The 17378-nt window shown below is 67.8% G+C and carries 13 protein-coding genes; 10 read left to right on the top strand and 3 right to left on the bottom strand.

The genetic code is table 11. The features are described 5' to 3' along the window. The first annotated feature begins 1 nt into the window (after nucleotide 1). From E1H18_RS18545 to E1H18_RS18515, 7 genes are all read left to right on the top strand, one after another. The gene (locus tag E1H18_RS18545) at nucleotides 2–877 is read left to right on the top strand and encodes a branched-chain amino acid ABC transporter permease (RefSeq protein ID WP_172271267.1); all 876 of its coding nucleotides are present in this window, start codon (nucleotides 2–4) and stop codon (nucleotides 875–877) included. Next, nucleotides 874–3336: a branched-chain amino acid ABC transporter ATP-binding protein/permease gene (locus E1H18_RS18540; RefSeq protein ID WP_172271266.1), complete on the top strand. Its 2463-nt coding sequence runs from the start codon at nucleotides 874–876 to the stop codon at nucleotides 3334–3336. Before E1H18_RS18545 ends, E1H18_RS18540 begins: the two co-directional genes overlap by 4 nt. A gap of 70 nt (nucleotides 3337–3406) precedes the next feature. After that, nucleotides 3407–4747: an MFS transporter gene (locus E1H18_RS18535; RefSeq protein WP_206679094.1), complete on the top strand. Its 1341-nt coding sequence runs from the start codon at nucleotides 3407–3409 to the stop codon at nucleotides 4745–4747. 139 nt (nucleotides 4748–4886) lie between these two features. Beyond that, nucleotides 4887–6029, top strand: coding sequence for a TetR family transcriptional regulator (locus tag E1H18_RS18530; RefSeq protein ID WP_172271257.1), 1143 nt, complete (start codon nucleotides 4887–4889; stop codon nucleotides 6027–6029). A gap of 126 nt (nucleotides 6030–6155) precedes the next feature. Next, entirely contained in the window at nucleotides 6156–8423 is a 2268-nt protein-coding gene (locus E1H18_RS18525; protein WP_172271256.1) for a TonB-dependent receptor, read from the top strand. Nucleotides 8424–8428: 5 nt separating this feature from the next. Continuing rightward, a complete protein-coding gene (locus tag E1H18_RS18520) occupies nucleotides 8429–9646 on the top strand; it encodes a Ca2+-dependent phosphoinositide-specific phospholipase C (protein WP_172271254.1) in 1218 nt (405 codons plus the stop codon). Further along, nucleotides 9643–10986 (top strand): glycoside hydrolase family 1 protein, encoded by a 1344-nt coding sequence (locus E1H18_RS18515; RefSeq protein WP_172271252.1) that lies wholly within the window; start codon nucleotides 9643–9645, stop codon nucleotides 10984–10986. The genes E1H18_RS18520 and E1H18_RS18515 overlap by 4 nt, the downstream gene beginning before the upstream one ends. 111 nt (nucleotides 10987–11097) lie before the next feature. On the opposite strand, the gene E1H18_RS18510 is transcribed toward E1H18_RS18515, so the two are convergent. Then, nucleotides 11098–12183 (bottom strand): hypothetical protein, encoded by a 1086-nt coding sequence (locus tag E1H18_RS18510; protein WP_172271250.1) that lies wholly within the window; start codon nucleotides 12181–12183, stop codon nucleotides 11098–11100. Between the two features lie 301 nt (nucleotides 12184–12484). Here E1H18_RS18510 and E1H18_RS18505 point away from each other — a divergent pair, with 301 nt between their 5' ends. Then, complete coding sequence (locus E1H18_RS18505) at nucleotides 12485–13525, top strand: helix-turn-helix transcriptional regulator (protein ID WP_172271248.1); 1041 nt, start codon at nucleotides 12485–12487, stop codon at nucleotides 13523–13525. Nucleotides 13526–13633: 108 nt separating this feature from the next. After that, the gene (locus E1H18_RS18500; protein WP_172271247.1) at nucleotides 13634–14680 is read left to right on the top strand and encodes a hypothetical protein; all 1047 of its coding nucleotides are present in this window, start codon (nucleotides 13634–13636) and stop codon (nucleotides 14678–14680) included. A gap of 21 nt (nucleotides 14681–14701) precedes the next feature. Here E1H18_RS18500 and E1H18_RS18495 read toward each other — a convergent pair whose 3' ends face one another. Continuing rightward, nucleotides 14702–15460, bottom strand: coding sequence for a CPBP family intramembrane glutamic endopeptidase (locus tag E1H18_RS18495; RefSeq protein WP_172271245.1), 759 nt, complete (start codon nucleotides 15458–15460; stop codon nucleotides 14702–14704). Nucleotides 15461–15624: 164 nt separating this feature from the next. Here E1H18_RS18495 and E1H18_RS26900 point away from each other — a divergent pair, with 164 nt between their 5' ends. Then, the gene (locus tag E1H18_RS26900; RefSeq protein ID WP_241736101.1) at nucleotides 15625–16404 is read left to right on the top strand and encodes a hypothetical protein; all 780 of its coding nucleotides are present in this window, start codon (nucleotides 15625–15627) and stop codon (nucleotides 16402–16404) included. Nucleotides 16405–16438: 34 nt separating this feature from the next. Here the strand turns inward: E1H18_RS26900 and E1H18_RS18485 are convergent, their stop codons facing one another. Further along, nucleotides 16439–17134 (bottom strand): hypothetical protein, encoded by a 696-nt coding sequence (locus E1H18_RS18485; RefSeq protein WP_172271243.1) that lies wholly within the window; start codon nucleotides 17132–17134, stop codon nucleotides 16439–16441. Between the last annotated feature and the right edge of the window lie 244 nt (nucleotides 17135–17378).

The raw sequence follows: 17378 nt of genomic DNA, 5'->3' as shown, positions 1-17378 counted from the left end.
CATGGACCTGTTGCCGGCCCTGATCAGCGGCCTGGCGCTGGGCAGTCTGTACGGACTGATCGCGCTGGGCTTCCATCTCACCTTTTCGGTCTGCGGCGCGCTGAACTTCGCCCAGGGGAGCAGCGCCATGCTGGGCGCGGTGCTGACCTTGGCCCTGCGACAGGCGGGTCTGCCTTCGGCCGCAGCGATCCCGGTCGCCATCTTCCTGTGTGGGCTTTATGGCCTGGTGGTCGAGCGGGCTGCGGTGCGGCCGTTCCTGGCGCGCCGGTCCGACGCCTGGCTGATGGCCACGGTCGCGCTGGGCCTGATCACCGACAACGCCGCCCTGTTCCTGTTTGGCAGCGAGCCCCGGGCGATGAGCTCGCCTCTGGTGCAGTCGTCGGTGACGATCGGCGGGGTAGGGCTGGGCGTCTATCAGCTGCACCTGCTGGTCCCAGTCGTGGCCCTGGCTATCGCTGGCGCACTGCACCTGTTGAGCCGCCGATCCCTGTGGGGCGTGGCCATGCTGGCGACGGCCCAGAACCGCGACGCCGCCAGCCTGATGGGCATACCGGTCTCAGCCATGGTGGCCGGGGCCTTCGCCGCCTCGTCGGCCCTGGCGGGCGCAGCGGGAATCATGGTCGCGCCCCTGTTCAACGTGCAGTCCGACATGGGCGTCGTGCTGGGCCTGAAAGCCTTCGCCGTCGCCATCCTGGGCGGACTGCGCAACGCCTGGGGCGTGATGATCGCCGGCCTGCTGTTTGGCGTCGCAGAGTCGACGATCACGATGAGCCTTGGCTCCGGCTACACGCAGATGCTGACCTTCGCCCTGGTGATCCTGGCCCTGGCGGTGCGCCCCAATGGCCTTCTGGGCAAGGCTGAGGTGAGGAAGGTATGAGCCGGATTTCGTCGCTTCTGCCGGTGCTGGCGGCAGTCGCCGCCGCCATGGCCGCCGCCGCCATGGTCAACAGCTACTACGCCTTCGTACTGGGCCAGATCGCGCTGCTGGCCATCGTCGGCATCGGCCTGAACGTGCTGATCGGCCTCAGCGGCCAGATGTCGTTCGGCCATGCCGGCCTCTACGCCCTGGGCGCCTACGCCGTCGCGATCCTGACGGCTCGCCTGGGCCTGAGCTTCTGGATCGCCTGGCCGCTGGGCGCGGTCGCCGCCGCTGCGGTCGGAGCCCTGCTGGCGGTGCCGGCCCTGCGCCTGAAGGGCCCCTATCTGGCCATGGTCACCATCGCCTTCGGCCTGATCGTCGAGCACGGCCTCGTCGAGCTGAAGGGCTTGACCGGCGGACAGAACGGCATCCTCGACATCGCCGCTCCGCACCTTGGGCCGATCGTCCTCGACGGGCGGGGCCTGGCCATGCTGGGGGTCGCCGTGGCCGGTGTGCTGTACGTCGCCTACGCCGCGCTGTCGGCCGGCCCCTGGGGCGCGGGCCTGCGTGCGGTGCGCGACAGCGAAGTCGCCGCCGCCTCGATCGGCATCGACGCCACCGTAGTGCGCACGACGGCCTTCGCGGTCTCCGCAGGCTTGGCAGGCCTGGCGGGCGGGCTGTTCGCGCCGATGGCCGGCTTCGTGACGCCCCAGACCTTTGGCCTGACCCAATCGATCCTGTTCGTGCTGGTCGTGGTGATCGGCGGGACCGGCTCGCGGCTGGGGCCGATCCTCGGCGCGATCGTGGTCGGGCTGCTGCCGGAGCTGTTGTCGTCGTTCGAGGCCTACCGGATCCTGGTGTTCGGCGCGCTGCTGCTGGTGGTCCTGTGGCTGGCGGCGGAGGGTCTGGTCGGCCTGTGGGGCGCCAAGCCCCAGGCGGGTGAGCCGATCGACAGCGGTCGCCCTCTGGCGGAGGTTCTGTCCGTACGCTCACGCCGCGCTTTGGAGGCGGAGGGGCTGGGCATGGCGTTCGGCGGCGTGAAGGCGGTCGACGGCGTCAGTTTCATCCTGCCGCCGGGCCGTGTGACCGCCCTGATCGGTCCGAACGGCGCAGGCAAGTCGACCGTGATGAACATGCTGAGCGGCTTCTATGCGCCGACGCAGGGCAGGGCGCTGCTGGGCGGCGCGGCGCTGCCTGCTGGCGCAGCCTGCCAGGTGGCCCGGGCCGGGGTGGCGCGCACCTATCAGACATCGCAGGTGTTCGAGGGTCTCAGCGTCGAGGACAATGTCGCCATTGCCTGCCGCAAGGGGCAGTTGGGCGGCGTGCTGGACGGACCAAAGCGCCTGGCGGCCGAACGCGCGCTTGCCCGCGACCTGCTGGCCGCCTGCGGCTTCGCGGGCGATCCATGCGCGCTGGCGGCCGGGCTGGCCCATGTCGATCGTCGCCTGGTCGAGATCGCCCGGGCCCTGGCCGCCGATCCTGACGTCCTGCTGCTGGACGAACCCGCCGCTGGCCTGTCCAAGGCCGACAAGGCCAGGCTAGGTCAGTTGTTGCGCGCCGTGGCCGACTGCGGGATCGCCGTCGGCTTGATCGAGCACGACATGGGCCTGGTCATGGGGGTCTCCGACCATGTCGTGGTGCTGAGCGCCGGGGCCCGGATCGCCGAGGGCGCGCCGGCGGCGGTGCAGGCCGACGAGCGGGTCCGCGAGGCCTATCTCGGCGCCGCCCCAGCGGTTGCCGCGGCGCACGAGGCTCCGCGTGGACCGCGTGGCCGCGACGCCCTGCGCGTCGTCGGCCTGGGGGCGGGCTATGGCGCCGCGCCGGTGCTGAACGGCGTCGAGCTGGAGGTGCGCCAAGGCGAGGCCGTGGCCCTGCTGGGCGCCAACGGCGCCGGCAAGTCCACCCTGATGAAGGTCGTCAGCGGCCTGCATCCGGCCGGCGCCGGCCAGGTCGTGTTCGAGGGCGTCGTGATCAACGACCTCGCGCCCGATGACCGGGTGCGCAAGGGTGTGGTGCTGTCGCCCGAGGGGCGGCAGGTGTTTCCCGAACTGACCGTGGCCGACAATATCCGCCTGGGCGCCTTCCTGGACGGTCGCGACCTGGAGGTCCGTAAGACCGCCGTGCTGGAGCGCTTTCCGAAGCTGGCCACGCTGCTGGACCGTCGCGCTGGCCTGCTGTCCGGCGGCGAGCAACAGATGCTGGCCCTGGCCCGTGCGCTGATGAGCCAGCCCCGCATCCTGTTGCTGGACGAGCCGTCCCTGGGTCTGGCGCCCAAGGTCATCGCCGAGATGTTCGCGTCCTTCCGGCGGCTGCGCGACGAGGGCATGACCCTGCTGATCGTCGACCAGATGGCGGGGCAGGCGCTGTCGGTGTCCGACCGCGCCTACGTCATCGCCGACGGCCAGGTCGTCGCCCAGGGCGCAGCGGCCGACCTCGCCGGCGATGAAACCCTGGCTCGGGCCTATCTCGGGATCTGACCGCGGCGTCCGTCCGGGTTCATAATGGGCTGTCACGAGCCCATCACGCCCATGGGGTAACTGCGCCCACTTGCGGTTCTCCGAAACCAGCCTTGGGTGGGGCGTGAACATGTCGGCGGCGCCGATCTCTCTCGGTCGGCATCGCGATCTGACCTTGGCCTACGGCGCAGCGCACTTCGGCAAAAGCCTGTTCTGGAATTGCGGCACGCTGCTGCTGGCCTTTTTCCTGACCGAGGTCGCGGGCCTGTCGCCGCTGGCCATGGGCGCGGTGCTGGCCGGCAGCCTGTTGCTCAGCGCCGCTACCGACGTGATCATCGGCCGCCTGCTGCACCGGCGACTGTCACACCCTCTGTCGGCCGGAAGTTTGCAGGTTTGGGGCTGCATCTTCGTCAGCCTGGCGCTGCTGGGCCTATTCGCCGCGCCGCTGGCGCCTGCCGCGCTGCGTTTTGGCTGGGTGCTGGCGGCTCTGCTGGCCCTGCGCGTCAGCTACAGCGTCTACGACACGCCTCAGAACGCCCTGATGACGCTGGCCACGCATGATTCCTCGTCACGATCTCGCGTGGCCGCTCTGAGGGTGGCTGTCAGCGGCCTTGCGGCCCTGATCCTGGCGGCGGGCGTGCTGCCTTTGCTGGCTTCCGGCGCGTTCTCCGCGCCGCGCCAGCGCATTATGCTGTTCGTAGCGCTGGGCGGCGCCATGGCCATGATCGGACTTTGCACGGCGATCTGGCTGAGATGGGCGCTGTCGCGCGTGGATCTGGAACACGTCTCGCCGTCCAAGGCGCAGTCGCCCGTCGACCCGAAGGCGGCGAGGGCGGGGGCCCCGATGGTCGAACTGCTTCCCCTCTACGGCATCGCGTTCGCGTTCCCCTTCGCCATGTCGGCCTTCGCCAAGCTCGAGCCCTACTACGTCGCCTATGTGCTGGCTTCACCGGTCTGGGCCGGCGCCCTGGCGATCGCCGGCTCGTCGGGCGTGCTCCTATCGCAACTGGCCTGGGGGCGCGTGTTGCGACGTCTTGGACGGCGGTGGGCCTTCATCTGTCTGAGCTTCGCCCTCCTGGCCAGCGCCGTTGTGTTTGGATTGTCGGCGCAGACCGCCTGGAAGGCGACTATCGCGGCGGGCCTCATCGGCGTGGCCAGCGGCGGACTGAACATGCTGATCTGGTCGACGGTGGCTGACGAGGCGGCTGCGCGGGGACGCGAGCAGGTCGGCTTGATCTACGGCGTCTTCACAGCCGTCTCGAAGACAGCGCCGGCCGTGAGCGGTCTGGGCCTTGGGGTCTTGCTTGGACAGTTCGACTACCGCGCGACCGGCAGCGACGGCTTGATCCTGTTGATATCGGGGTTTCCCATTCTGGGCGCCCTGGCCTGCGCCGGGATCGCGCTGTTCTGGCGGGAGCGTCCCGCACCGTGAACCGGCAGGTCTTTGCGCGGCCGCCCTTCGCCGCCTAATAACCGTCGCGGTTCGTTACCTTGCGCACTGACTTGTGGCGGAAAACATGGCGTCGGCTTCAGACTCGAACACTCCTCCGGGGCTTCCTTCATCGGAGCGATTGATCGACGTCGCGCGTCGCGAGCTGGCGTCCGGGGGGCTGCGCTCGATGAGCTTTCGCCGGTTGGGCGAAGCGGCGGGCGCCACCTCCGGCGCACTGACCTACCATCTCGGCGCCAAGGCCCAGATCCTGGCGGATGTGGTGGCGGGGGAGCGCGCGCGCGACCGTACCTGGCACGAGGCCTGGCTGGAGCGGTTCGCTCCGCTCGATCGACTGGACGCCCAGGCTCTGGCCGCCCTGCTGGAGCACTATCTGGAAGCCATCTCGCGCGATGACGCTCGGCTGACGCAACTGATCTGGACGGATCTGATGCTGCGCGCGCCTCAGGACGAGGAGGTCAAGGCGCTGATGCAGCCCTGGCTGCGAGAACGAGAAGCGTTCTGGATCCGCCTGCTGGACGGACGCATCGAAGACGCCTCGATGTGGAGCATGGCGCTCTGGGCCTTCACAGCCGACGAGGGCGTTCACAGCTTGGCCCTCGGCGACAATCCCGACTACCGGCTGCTGCGCCGCATGGCGGCGGATCGTCTGTCTCGGCAACTGGATCCCATGCAACGCGGGGGCGTTGATGGCGCGTTTGCGCGGCTCGTCGAGCGCCTGAACCCCAGGATGGATCTCCCGGGCCGGGACGCGGTTTCCGACCTGCAACTGGCCGGACGTCGTCACGACATCGCCTTGGCGGCCTGCGGCGTGCTGCTGGATGAGGGGATCGACGGGGTCACCCATCGCGCGGTCGGTGACCGAGCCGGCATTCCGCCATCGACGGTCGCCTACCATTTCCGCGCCGCCCCGGACCTGATGCGTGCGGCCTTGGCCATGGTCTATCTCGTCGCCCAGGGAAGATCGCCGGCCCCCGCGCCCGATTCCTACGAGCGGCGCGCGGCCGTCGTGGTGCGCGGCACGCTGTCCATCGCCCTGGCCGCTGCGAGAGACAGGACGCTGGTGGAGCATTCGATCGATCTGCGCCGCCTCCGCGGTGAGAACTATGTCCACACGCTTCGAGAGGATGGCTGCACCCATATCGACGACCTCGACGGACAGGTCGCAGCGCTGGTGATGACCGGGGCAGGGGCCTTGAGCGGTCTGGGCGGGGTCATCTCCCCCGAGCTCAGCGGTTGGATCTCGAGAAAACTCAGAAACTGAACAATCGTTATCCAGCCTTTGGACGCGCCAGGCTTGGCTGGGATGGGATTTTGCACATGTGTTATGCGACCGTCATCAATGACGGCCATAAGCCTCCGCGTCGAACACGATCAGAGGGGCTCACCTGTGTCTTTTCGCCTAGTTTCGTCGGCTTCACGCCTCATTCTCATGTGCGGCGTCAGCCTTCTGGCGGCTGAACAAGCGTTCGCTCAGAGCGCCAACCAGGTCAGCATCGTGGACGAGGTTCTCGTCACGGCCCAGAAGCGCGAGCAACGCCTCAGCGACGTGCCGATCTCGATCGTGGCCTTCGGCGCCGAGGCGCTGGACCGCGAAAACCTTACGGACTTCGAGCGGCTGTCCCTGCGGACGCCCGGCTTCTTCGTGCAGCAGCAGACCGACAGCTCGGCCAGCTTCGTCATGCGCGGCGTCGAGGCGGCCAGCGCCGGCGCCGCGTCGGAACCGGGCATCTCGTTCTTCCTCAACGACGTCGACACCAGCCGCTCGCGCGGCGCCCTGAAAGAGCTGTTCGACATCGAGCGGGTCGAGATCGCCAAGGGCCCCCAGGGCGCCCTCTATGGCCGCGGCTCCCAGACCGGCGCCATCGCCGTCTACACCAAGCGCGCCAACACGTCGGAGACCTTCTGGTCGCTGGAAGGGCAGGCCGGGAACTACAACCTCTACAGCGTGACCGGCGTGGTGAACGTGCCGGTCGTGAAGGATGAGCTGGGCCTGCGTGTCGCCGTGCGCCGCCGTGACCGCGACGGCTATGCGCGCAACCTGGTCGACGGCCGCATGCTCAATGACGACGACCTGTGGGCGGCGCGGGCCTCCTTGCGCTGGCAGGCCGCGCCGAACGCGACCATCGACCTGATCGTCGACCACCAGGCCGACGCCGACACGGCCGCGATGACCAAGGCGATCAACATCGCTTCGCCCGGCGGCGACAGAAGTCCGTTCAGCGACGCCGCCCAGAACTATTACGACCCGCCCCAGAGCCGGAAGCAGACCGGCGCGACCCTGATCGGCGAGTGGACCCTCAACGACGCCTGGAGCGCCCGCTCGATCAGCGCGTGGCGCAAGGTCGACTTCGCGGAATCCTGGGACATCGACGGCACGTCGTACGAGTTCGCCATCGGCAAGAACCTGGCGGACGACCAGAAGATCCTCAGTCAGGAGTTCCGCCTGAACTACGACGACGGCGGGCGGTTCCGCACCGCATTCGGCGCCAGCTACTACAATGACAAGACCTTCAACCTTGTCGACCTGACCCTGAACGAGCAGCTGCTGCTGGCCGGATTCCCGCGCGTCACGACGCCGGTCACCCAGTTCCAGGTTGCGCCGGGCGTCTTCCGACCGGTGACCAAAGGGGTCAACAACCTCAACTCGACCCGTAACGATCGCGACAGCTGGTCGGCCTACGGCAACATCAGCTACGATCTCGCTTCGCGCCTGACCCTGGACGTCGGCCTGCGCTACACCCACGACAAGGCTACGGTCAGCAACTGGTCCAAGGTGTCGACGATCGACGGCGTGGCGCCGATCGCCTTGCCGAACGGCCTGGGCAACTCGCTGGGCCAGGAGTTCTCCAACACCGGCACGTACGACCTGATCCAGCCGCGCGCGTCGGTGATGTGGAAGCTGAACGACGGCCTGAACGTCTATGCCGGGGTCTCGCGCGGTCTGCGCTCGGGCTATCCGCAGGTGACGTTCAACGCGCCCGTCAGCGGCTCGCCCCGCCCCGTGTTCAGCGAACTGAAGACCGAGGAGATCGTCAACTACGAGATCGGCGCCAAGGGCATGCTGGGCCGCAACCTGTATATCGAGGCGGCCGCCTTCACGTACGACTACAGCAACTTCCAGACCCGGGCCATCGACCTCACCGTCGGCACCGTCAACGCCGGCAAGGCTTCGGCCTACGGCCTGGAAACCAGCGCGACCTGGCGGGTTTCGCCCGATCTGAAGCTGACGGCGGCCCACGCCTTCCTGCACAGCCAGTACGACGAGTTCTACGAGGTCGTGGGCGGCGTCCTGACCGATCGCTCGGGCAATGTCTTCCGCATGGCGCCCAAGCATACGGTCTCGCTGGGCGCCGACTGGCGCAAGGCCGTCGCCAACGACTGGGAGATGTTCGCCAACACCAACTACGCCTGGCGGTCGAAGTTCTACATGAACAACGACAACCTCGAGACCGAGATGCAGAAGGCCTTCGGCCTGCTTGACCTGCGCCTGGGCGTCGAACGCTCGGATGGTCTGCGCATCGAGCTCTACGGCGAGAACTTGCTGGATCAGAACTGGGTCCGCGACGTGGGCAACGGCGGCAAGAGCTTCAACGTGCCGACCGCGATCCGCGCCAATCCGCGCTTCTTCGGCGTGCGCTTCCGGATCCAGGGGTGAGCCGCATGAACGCCATTCTGAAAGGGACCGCGGCGCTCGCCGCGGTTCTGGCCGCCACGGCCCCCGCAACCGCCGCGGAACCGCCGCAGCCGCGCCTGAACCAGATCCAGGTGATCGGCACTCACAACAGCTACAGTCAGCCGGCCGATGCCCGGGTCTTCAAGGTGATGACGCCGCTGCTGCAGCCCACGCTGGACAAGATGCTTACGACCTTGCCGCCGGAGGTGATGAGCATCCTGCGCGAAGAACATCCGAACAGCGTCTTCGAAAATCTCCAAGCCGGGCTGGAATACATTCATCCTCCGATCGAAGCGCAACTGCGCGGCGGGCTGCGCAGCCTGGAGTTCGACCTGAACGTCGACCACGAGGGCGGCCGGTTCCTGAACCCGTTGCCCTATCGTCTGCTGCGCGAGCAGGGCGAACGCGACCTGGCGCCGATCTACTCGGACGCCATGGCGGAGCCGGGCCTGAAGGTCATGCACGCCGTCGACGTGGATTTCCGCAGCCATTGCCCGACCTTCCGCATCTGCCTGCGCCAGGTGAAGACCTGGTCCGACGCCAATCCGGGCCATTCGCCGGTCTTCATCCTGCTGGAGCCCAAGTTCCAGAGCCTGGCCGCCGCGGCCCCGGGGGCGACGCCGCTCGATCCGTTCGACGCTCGCGCCTTTGCGGAAATGGACGCTTCGATCGCCGAGATCATCGGCCGCGACCGGGTGATCGCGCCCGACGACCTGCGCGGCTCGTATCCGACGCTGGAAGCCGCCGCCCTGGCGGGCAACTGGCCGACGCTCGAAGCGGCCAAGGGGAAGATCGTCTTCCTGATGATTGTGCCGGGCCTGAACCTCGCGACCTTTACGCCCTACATGCAAGGGCGGCCGAACCTGGAGGGCCGCCTGGCCTTCGTGCAGGGGCGGCCCGGCATGCCCCATGCGGCTTTCGTCATGCTCGACAACGCCCTGACCCGTGGGGCCGAGATCCGCGATCTGGTCTCGCGCGGCTATCTGGTGCGGACGCGGTCGGACATCGACACCGGTGAGGCCCGGACCAACGACGTCGCCCGCCGCGACGCCGCCCTGGCCAGCGGCGCCCAGATCGTCTCGACCGACTATCCCTTCGCGCCGAACATCTTCGGCAACAGCTTCGTCGTCAGCCCATTCCCCGGCGGCTCGCGGCCCAACCCCGTCGCCATCGCCGGCCCTCACGTCAAGGGAGCCGGCAAATGATCCCGAATACGGCCCTTTCCCGTCGGCAAGCTCTTGGGGGCGCGACCCTGCTAGCGGCGCTCGCGCCGACCGGCGCCCAGGCGGAAAGCCGCGCCAAGCCGCGTCCGGCCTCCGGCCAGGCCGCCCCCTTCCTGTGGGGCGTAGCCACGGCCGGCCATCAGGTCGAGGGCGGCAATGTCGGGTCGGACATCTGGCTGCTGGAGACTGTGAAGCCGACCGTCTTCGCCGAACCGTCCGGCGACGCCTGCGACGCCTATCATCGCTATCGCGAGGATATCGGCATCACCGCGGATCTGGGGCTGAACGCCTGGCGCATGGGCGTCGAATGGGCGCGGATCGAGCCTGAACCAGGCCTTTTCTCCCAAGCCGCGCTCGACCATTACGAACGCATCGTCGATTACGCGCTGGAGCGAGGCCTGGCGCCGTTCTTGACGCTGCATCACTTCGCCTCGCCACGCTGGCTGGCCGCGCAGGGCGGCTTCGAGGTCATGGAGACGGCGGATCGCTACGCCGCCTATGCCGAGCGGGTCGGAAAGGCGCTGGGCGACCGCCTGGCCGGGGCGGTGACCTTCAACGAGCCCAATGTCGTCCAGCAGGTGACCTGGTCCCCGACCGGCTATGACCTGGATGCGCGGACCATGGCGGTGTTCAACGCCATGCTGCAGTCGGCGGCCCGCGCCTGTGGCTCCGACAAGTTCAGCACGTTCCTGTACGGCGACATGCAGACGCTGCACCCGACCATCATGCGCGCGCATGCCCTGGGCGTTCAGGCGCTGAAGGCGGGCCCGGGCCGCTACCCTGTCGGCATCAGTCTGGCCATGGGCGACGAGCAGGGCGTAGGCGAAGGAAACCTGGCCGAACGGAAGAAGTCCGAGGTTTACGAACCCTGGCTGCGCCTCGCGGCGGAGCATGGCGACTTCGTGGGCGTCCAGACCTATACCCGCGCCCTGGTCGGCCCAAGGGGCAACCTGCCGCCGCCGCCGGGCGCGGAGCTGACCGCAGCGCAATACGAGTTCTATCCCGAGGCGCTGGAGGCGACGATCGCCTATGCCGCCCGCGTTTCCGGCAAGCCGATCTACGTCACCGAGAACGGCGTCGCGGCGCACGACGACGCGCGCCGGGTGGCCTATATCGACCGGGCTCTGGACGCCCTGGCGCGGGCGCGCAAGGCCGGCGCCGACGTGCGAGGCTATTTCCACTGGAGCCTGCTGGATTGCTACGAATGGCTGCATGGCTATTCGCGGCCGTTCGGCCTGGTCGCCGTGGACCGCGAAACCTTCGTCCGAACGCCGAAACCCAGCGCCCGACGCTATGCCCAACGCGTCGCCGAAGCGCGATAGCCAGCCTCTACATACGGGACAGACTGCGCCTTTACGACCAAGCCTGTAACGTGGATTTCCTACGGGAATCCACGCTCGTCCCGCTTGAGCTTCTGCGCCGGCGCGCCGTCTTCAGCGGAACGCGACCGGTGGAAGGCTGGCGATCAGCGACACCAGCTGCCCCTGGCGGCGACACCCGGTCTTGGCCATCAGCGACTTGATCTGGCTGCGCACCGTATGTTCCGTGACGCCGCGCGCTACGGCGATATCCCGTGTCGCTTCGCCTTGCGAAAGCGCGATCGCAACCAGAGCCTCGGCCAGACTCAGGCCGAACAGGGCTTGGAGGCGTTGCGCCAGATCCTGTTCCGCCGTCAGGCTCTTGACCAGGACCAGGGCGCGAGCCCCGCCCATGGTCGGCATCGGCGTGACGGTCAACGTCCAGCCCGCGAACTGGCCGGCGGCGAGGCGCACCATGTTGGCTTCCGGCGCACGCGTGCGTGTGGCGCGACGGATCGCCCAGCGCAGCGCCCCCATGTCCGGCTCCTCCAGCTGCAGAACGCCGCCTCGGACCAGGCCCGCCCCAGCCCAATCGATCAATTGCCGGGCCTGGGCGTTGGCGTCGTGGATGCGAGCCTCGGCGTCGACCTGGAAGATGGCCAGGCTGAAGCGATCGAGCACAGCCTTGGCCTGGGCCTCGCGCTGGGCGCTCAGCATCAGCCGGCTGCGGATGGTGAGCATTCGCCGAAGGTCGACGGCGACATCCTGCAAGGCGTCGACGTCTGCTTGACCGAAAGCCGAGGTATGGTCCCCACGGTGGACGCCGATGGCGCCGACGCCCCACGGCGTCTGGAAGGAGACGCCAAGCACGTGGCGGGTGTCGTCGCCGATCGGGCGATAAAAGCGGCTGTAGATCTCCGAATTCTTCAGGCGCAGCGGCGACACCAGGTCATCGGTGATGTTCCAGAACCGGTTCATCCGGCCCATCTGCGCGGTGGCCTGCTGCAGGATGTCCTTCTCGGCGAGGCTACCGTACAGCGCGACCTGGTCGTCGCTCCATTGCCCGGTGTGGGCCATGCTCAGGTGCAGCCCGCCTGCATCGACGAAATGCATCACCACCGAACGGGCGTCGTGAGCCTGCCGGATCAAGTCTGGCAGCGCCTGAAACACCTCGTCGTCATAGGCGGCTTCGTAGATCGCCTCACGGCTCAAACGTTGCATAACGCCGGTCCCCCAAACGCCCATTAGAGAGACGCCGCGGCCAGAGCAAGGGGTGGCAAAACCGCGATGAAGCCTTGCCGCATTCTGCCTCCCGCAGAACGATCACGGGACGCGAAACAGGCGCCCCACTGGCGGGCGCGCGCTGCGCATCCCTCATTTGAGGGACGACCAAGCCGCCAGCTGCCTCTAAGCGCGTTTTCGGGGAGGAAATCTGGGTTTCTCGCCGTGGCCTGGTCTCTCGGATCCTGTCGCTCGCATGTCTTCAGACCTCACATCTCTGCTGGACAGGTTCGAGCAGAGCATGACCGCCGCTCCCTTCGATCCGACGGCATGGTCGGCCGCGATGGCGACCGTCGCCGAGCTGACCGACGCCTGCTCGGTGCAGTGGGCCGGCTGGGTCGGCGAGCACATCCCATCGGTGATGATGCTCAATGTCGACGACGCCATCTTCACCGACTGGCTGGCGGCCGGAGGCGCGACCCTGGCCAACCCGCTGATCGCCGCCTCCCTGACCAGCCGCATCATGTCGAGCATCGCCTCGGACGAGGTCGTTTCCGACCATGTGCGTCGGCATTCCGACCTGTGGGCCTACGTCCATCCCAAGTACGACATGCCCCACGTCTGCAGCGGCAAGGTCTGGGCCCGCGACTCCAACCTGCTGACGCTGAATGTCATGCGCACCCGCCGCCAGGGCGGTGTCGACCCCGAGCGGCGCCGCGCCTTCGACGCTGCGCTGGTTTCAGCCAACCGAGCCGTCCAGCTGGCGAGGGTGATCGGAGAAGACGGCGCGCGCCTGCTGGTCTCCGGACTGGAAGCGGTCAAGGCCGCCGCCTTCGTGCTCGACGGCTTCGGTCGCGTGATCGCCGCTAGCGCCAAGACGCCCGAACATCTGGCCGCCGACCGGGGGCTGCGCCTCGCCAATGGCCGACTCAACGCCCGCGAGGCTGGCAATGACGCCCAGTTGCAGGCGGCCATCGGCGCGGCGGTGCGGCGTTACCCGGTCACCGCCCAAGCCAGCCGCCAAGTGTTCATTCGCCGGGAGGCGCCGGGTCCCGCGACGCTCCTGACCTTGACGCCGCTGCCCGAGCGCCTGGGCCTGCCGGTGATGGGAGCGTCGGCCCTGGTCGTGGCCCAAAGCACCTTGGCCCACCTGCTGACGCCGGCGGAGCGGGCGGTCCTGGCCTTTCTGATCGAGGGCAGGGCAGTCACCGAGATCGCCAGCGCCCGCGGTTCGGCGCTGGAGACCGTACGTAGCCAGATCAAGTCGATCCACGCCAAGGCCGGCGTCTCCAGCCGTGGCGAGTTGCTGGCGCTGTATGCCCGCGGCGAGCTCTCGCTGTAACGGCGTCGCCCAACTGGGGGATGCGGCGATCAAGCTCCACAGCCTAGACGAGGTTCAGGGATCGGCGCGGGGCACCTCAAGCAAGAGCGCCAAAACTTGGAGCCAACCATGATTTCTCATCGCGCTCATCGCATGGCCACAGGTCTGGCCGCCACCCTCGCGGTCGTCGGCGCCGGCGCCGTCTGGGCCCAGAACACGGTCGCCGCGCCGCCTGCGGCAGTCCAGGCTCCGGTCACCGCCAGCACCTTGCAGGCGGCCATCGCCAAGGCGGTCGCTGCGGCGCAGGCTGCGAACGTCGGCGCCAAGGCAGCAGCCGAGGCCGCCGCCCAAGGCTACAATCCCGTCGACCAGGAAGCTGCAGCCCAGCAAGCCATTGCCGCCGCCGTCTCGGCCGCCATTGCAGAGTCCGGTGCCTCGGAAGAGGTGGTCGTGGCCGCCATGAGTCAGGCCGTTGCGAGCGGCGGCGTCCCTGCGAACGTGGCCGGCGCCGCTGTCGCGCAGATCAATCCCCAGATGACGGCGTCGGTAATCGCCGCCGTGGCTCAGGTTTCTCCCGGAGCAGCTCAGGAGATGGTCGTCGCTGCTGCTCGGATCGACCTGTCCGGCGCCCTGGCGGCCGTCGCCGCCGTCGCCCAGGCGTCCCCAGCCAACGCCACGCGGCTCGCTGTCGCCGTGGTTCAGGCCGACCAGTCTGCTGCAGCGGCAGTCGCGGAGGCGGTCGCCGTTGCGGCTCCTGCAGCGACTGCGCAGATCGCAGCCGCCATCGTTCAGGTCGCTCCCGACAGGGCGGCGCAGGTGGCGGGGGCCGTGGCTTTCGCCAATCCATCCGTCGCGGGGCAGGTGGCTGCCGCCGTGGTTCGGGTTGCGCCCGGGGATGCCGCGCAGGTCTCTACGGCCGTGGAGGCGGGGCTGGCCAACTACGCTCTGGTGTGGGGCGACGCGCCAGGCGCGACGACGCAGGCGGCTGTGACGAACATCACGACAGCCTCGACCGAGGGCGGAACAGGCGCCACGGTTCTGACCAATCTGTCTGCTGCGGCCAGCACGTCATCGGGCGACACCGGGGCAGGGCGCAACACCGGCGGCGCGCCGACGGTCACCGCCGCGCCGTACGATCCGTGCTCAGGCGTGATCGCCGCCTATTGCGGGACCTGACAGCGCTTCGCATGCTGAGGCCTAGTGGCGGCCTGCTATAAGCGCCGCCGCGCCAAACAGCGCCCAGTCGTTGACGATATGGGCGCCCGTCGAGACCCAGATGTTCTTGCTCATCACGTAGGGCAGGGTGAGCACCAGGCGCGCGCCGCCGATGATCAGCAGGCACTGGGCCAAATTCCAGTCGTAGGTCGGCAGGTGGGCCATCCCGAACAGGGCCGCCGACAGGATCCAGGCGCCGAAGATCGCCCATCGCCGCGAGGCCCCCGCGCTGCGATGGAGCCAGGTCACGATCGCCAGGAACGGCAGGATCGTCAGCACCTCCTCGCCGAAGAGCTGCGGGATCGTACGGGCGAAGAACAGCAGGCGGTCGGGCGTCGACAGGGCCGGCAGCCGCTCGATCATCGGATTGGCGCCGGCGCCCAGGAATTTCTGGACCGCGTAGCCGATCGCGAAGGTGATGGCGATGTTCAGGACCGCGAAGGCGACCATCCAGAAGACGTCGCGCGGCTGAATCCGGCGAAAGAGACGCGTCCAGCCGCGCGGCGCAACGATCGCCAGCGCGGTCAGGGGAATGGCGAAGAACAACAGCGCCGGCGCGAAGCCCGCCAGCCCGGCCTGCAGGCGCGGTATCGGCGCGATCAGAGCGGCGAAGCCCAGCGCCACGGCGACCAGCACCAGTCCCCACCGGGCCGGCGAGAGAGCCGTCGGCTCACCATCGTAGAACGGCAGGTCGTCGCCCGCATATTCGAACCAGAAGCGTCCGCTGGTCTTGGCGCTCATGCCGTATCGCTCCGCAGCCTGGCCGAGCCTTGGACTACGACAGCGCCGCGATCAACGAAAAGCAGCGCTCGACGCCGAACTCGACTTTTTCGCACATCGATTGTCACCTAGGCGTGGTCAAGCTGTCGGACGGCGATCTCGCCGCAAGCCTCACGGAGCCCCTCATGCGAAGCGCAGTTCTGGTCTCGTTGATCGTCGCGGGCGGCGCCCTGCTGGGCGGCCAGGCCCTGGCCCAGGTCACCCCGTCGGACGTGCGCGACCTGGTCGGAGCCCGTGGCTCCAGTGGCGAGGCCGAACTGGCCTCGCGCGGCTACGTCAATGTCGGCGGCCAGACCGGCGACGATCGCAAGTGGACCTACTGGTGGAATGAGAGCCGCAGCGTCTGCCTGTCGGTGGCGACCGTCGACGGCCGCTACGACTCGATCGCCTCCACCCCCGCGCCGGATTGCCAGCGAAGCGGCGACCGCGGAAACGGAGGAGGGGGCTATCGCCCGCCCGAGTTCGGTTATGGCCAGGACAATCGCGGCGGCGGTTACCGCGAGCACATCGCCCTGATCTGCTACGGCGAGGGCCAGCGCCTGGGCAGCCAGTACAGGTCCGGCTACGAGTGGGACACCGACAAGCGACGCTACGTTCCCAAGAGCGGCATCGAATACACCCGCCAGGACTACGACACCTCGGTCACGGTCGAGATCGACGGCGGCCGCGGCCGCATCCGTCCGGCCAAGAACATGGTCCCGCCGATCCATGGCGACAACGACGCCGGCTGGTACGACATCGCCAACCTCTCGGTCTCGCGCGACATCATCCGCGGCGAGTTCAAGCTGAACGGCATGAACCGGCCCAAGCTGATGATCGACCGTCGTAGCGGCCACATCAATCTGGACGGCCTGACCAAGTTCAGCGGCTCGTGCGACCCGCTGGACGGCGATCGGAAATTCTAGAACAGACTAGGGGCCGGCGCCCGCGCGCTGGCCCCTAATCCTTGATGGCCAGAGCGACGCATACAGCGACGGTCAGCATCACCAGCGTCGCCTTGAGGAACGCTGCGGCGGCCATCAGCGCCGCGCGGCTCCAGCGGTCGTTGAAGCGCTTGAGCCAGACCACCTGAACGGCGAAGTACCAGACGATCGCAACGGCCATCATCGCCAGGCCGACGGGGCGATGATGCGGATAGGTCTGGGCCAGCGAGCCGCCGATCCCGAACACCAGGCAGAACACAGCCGCCGGATAGCATTCGCCGAAGAAGGGCCCGCGCAGCGTCTGCCTGGTCAGCGACTGTCCCGCGTCCTTGACCTGCTGCAGGGCGAACATCAGCGGAAAGGCGGCGAACATCAGCGACCGCAGAAGGACGAGATTCTGATAGGAGCCAAAAAGTTGAGTTCCAGCTTTCGTCGCAACCGGAAAGGCGTTGGGCGTGATGGCCAACTCGACCGAATGCGAGATCACCAGGGTCAGCATCAGAAAGAGCGGCGCGCTCAAGGCGTCCTGGAACTGTTCTTCCTCGGGTTTGCGCATCTCCGTGCGCGAGTACTCCAGAACCTCGATCGGCCGCAGCGCCGTGCGCAGGAGCGTGCGAGGATAGAACACCAGCCAGGTCATCACCTCGTAGAGAAATTCCTCCAGCGAGCGGAGGATACGGATGAAGTCCATCTGTGTGGCCTTGTTGAGCATGGCGCCAATCTAACCGAGCGAACCGACCAGGTGACTTTCCCAGATCAAACACGGCATAGGAAGCCGAGGTTCGGGATTTGGTCGTCGCGGCTGCATCGTTATTTCTGATAATATATCTTAGACGATAAATGTTTGTAGCCGGGCGGATTCTATTTTGAAGTGCGATTTGTGAGGGTTTTTATGGACTTACGTCCACGGAGATTTTTCACATGGGATCGCGCTACGACCATATCACGATTGAAGA

The organism is Caulobacter sp. RHG1 (assembly GCF_013181195.1).
Taxonomy (GTDB): Bacteria; Pseudomonadota; Alphaproteobacteria; order Caulobacterales; family Caulobacteraceae; genus Caulobacter.
Note: the sequence above shows the minus strand (reverse complement) of the source record. Positions and strands in the feature narration are given on the sequence as shown.

Coding starts and splice junctions, on each gene's coding strand:
- E1H18_RS18545 (WP_172271267.1), top strand. CDS start 2: ATGGACCTGTTGCCGGCCCTGATCAGCGGCCTGGCGCTGGGCAGTCTG.
- E1H18_RS18540 (WP_172271266.1), top strand. CDS start 874: ATGAGCCGGATTTCGTCGCTTCTGCCGGTGCTGGCGGCAGTCGCCGCC.
- E1H18_RS18520 (WP_172271254.1), top strand. CDS start 8,429: ATGAACGCCATTCTGAAAGGGACCGCGGCGCTCGCCGCGGTTCTGGCC.
- E1H18_RS18515 (WP_172271252.1), top strand. CDS start 9,643: ATGATCCCGAATACGGCCCTTTCCCGTCGGCAAGCTCTTGGGGGCGCG.
- E1H18_RS18510 (WP_172271250.1), bottom strand. CDS start 12,183: ATGCAACGTTTGAGCCGTGAGGCGATCTACGAAGCCGCCTATGACGAC.
- E1H18_RS18505 (WP_172271248.1), top strand. CDS start 12,485: ATGACCGCCGCTCCCTTCGATCCGACGGCATGGTCGGCCGCGATGGCG.
- E1H18_RS18500 (WP_172271247.1), top strand. CDS start 13,634: ATGATTTCTCATCGCGCTCATCGCATGGCCACAGGTCTGGCCGCCACC.
- E1H18_RS18495 (WP_172271245.1), bottom strand. CDS start 15,460: ATGAGCGCCAAGACCAGCGGACGCTTCTGGTTCGAATATGCGGGCGAC.
- E1H18_RS26900 (WP_241736101.1), top strand. CDS start 15,625: ATGCGAAGCGCAGTTCTGGTCTCGTTGATCGTCGCGGGCGGCGCCCTG.
- E1H18_RS18485 (WP_172271243.1), bottom strand. CDS start 17,134: ATGCTCAACAAGGCCACACAGATGGACTTCATCCGTATCCTCCGCTCG.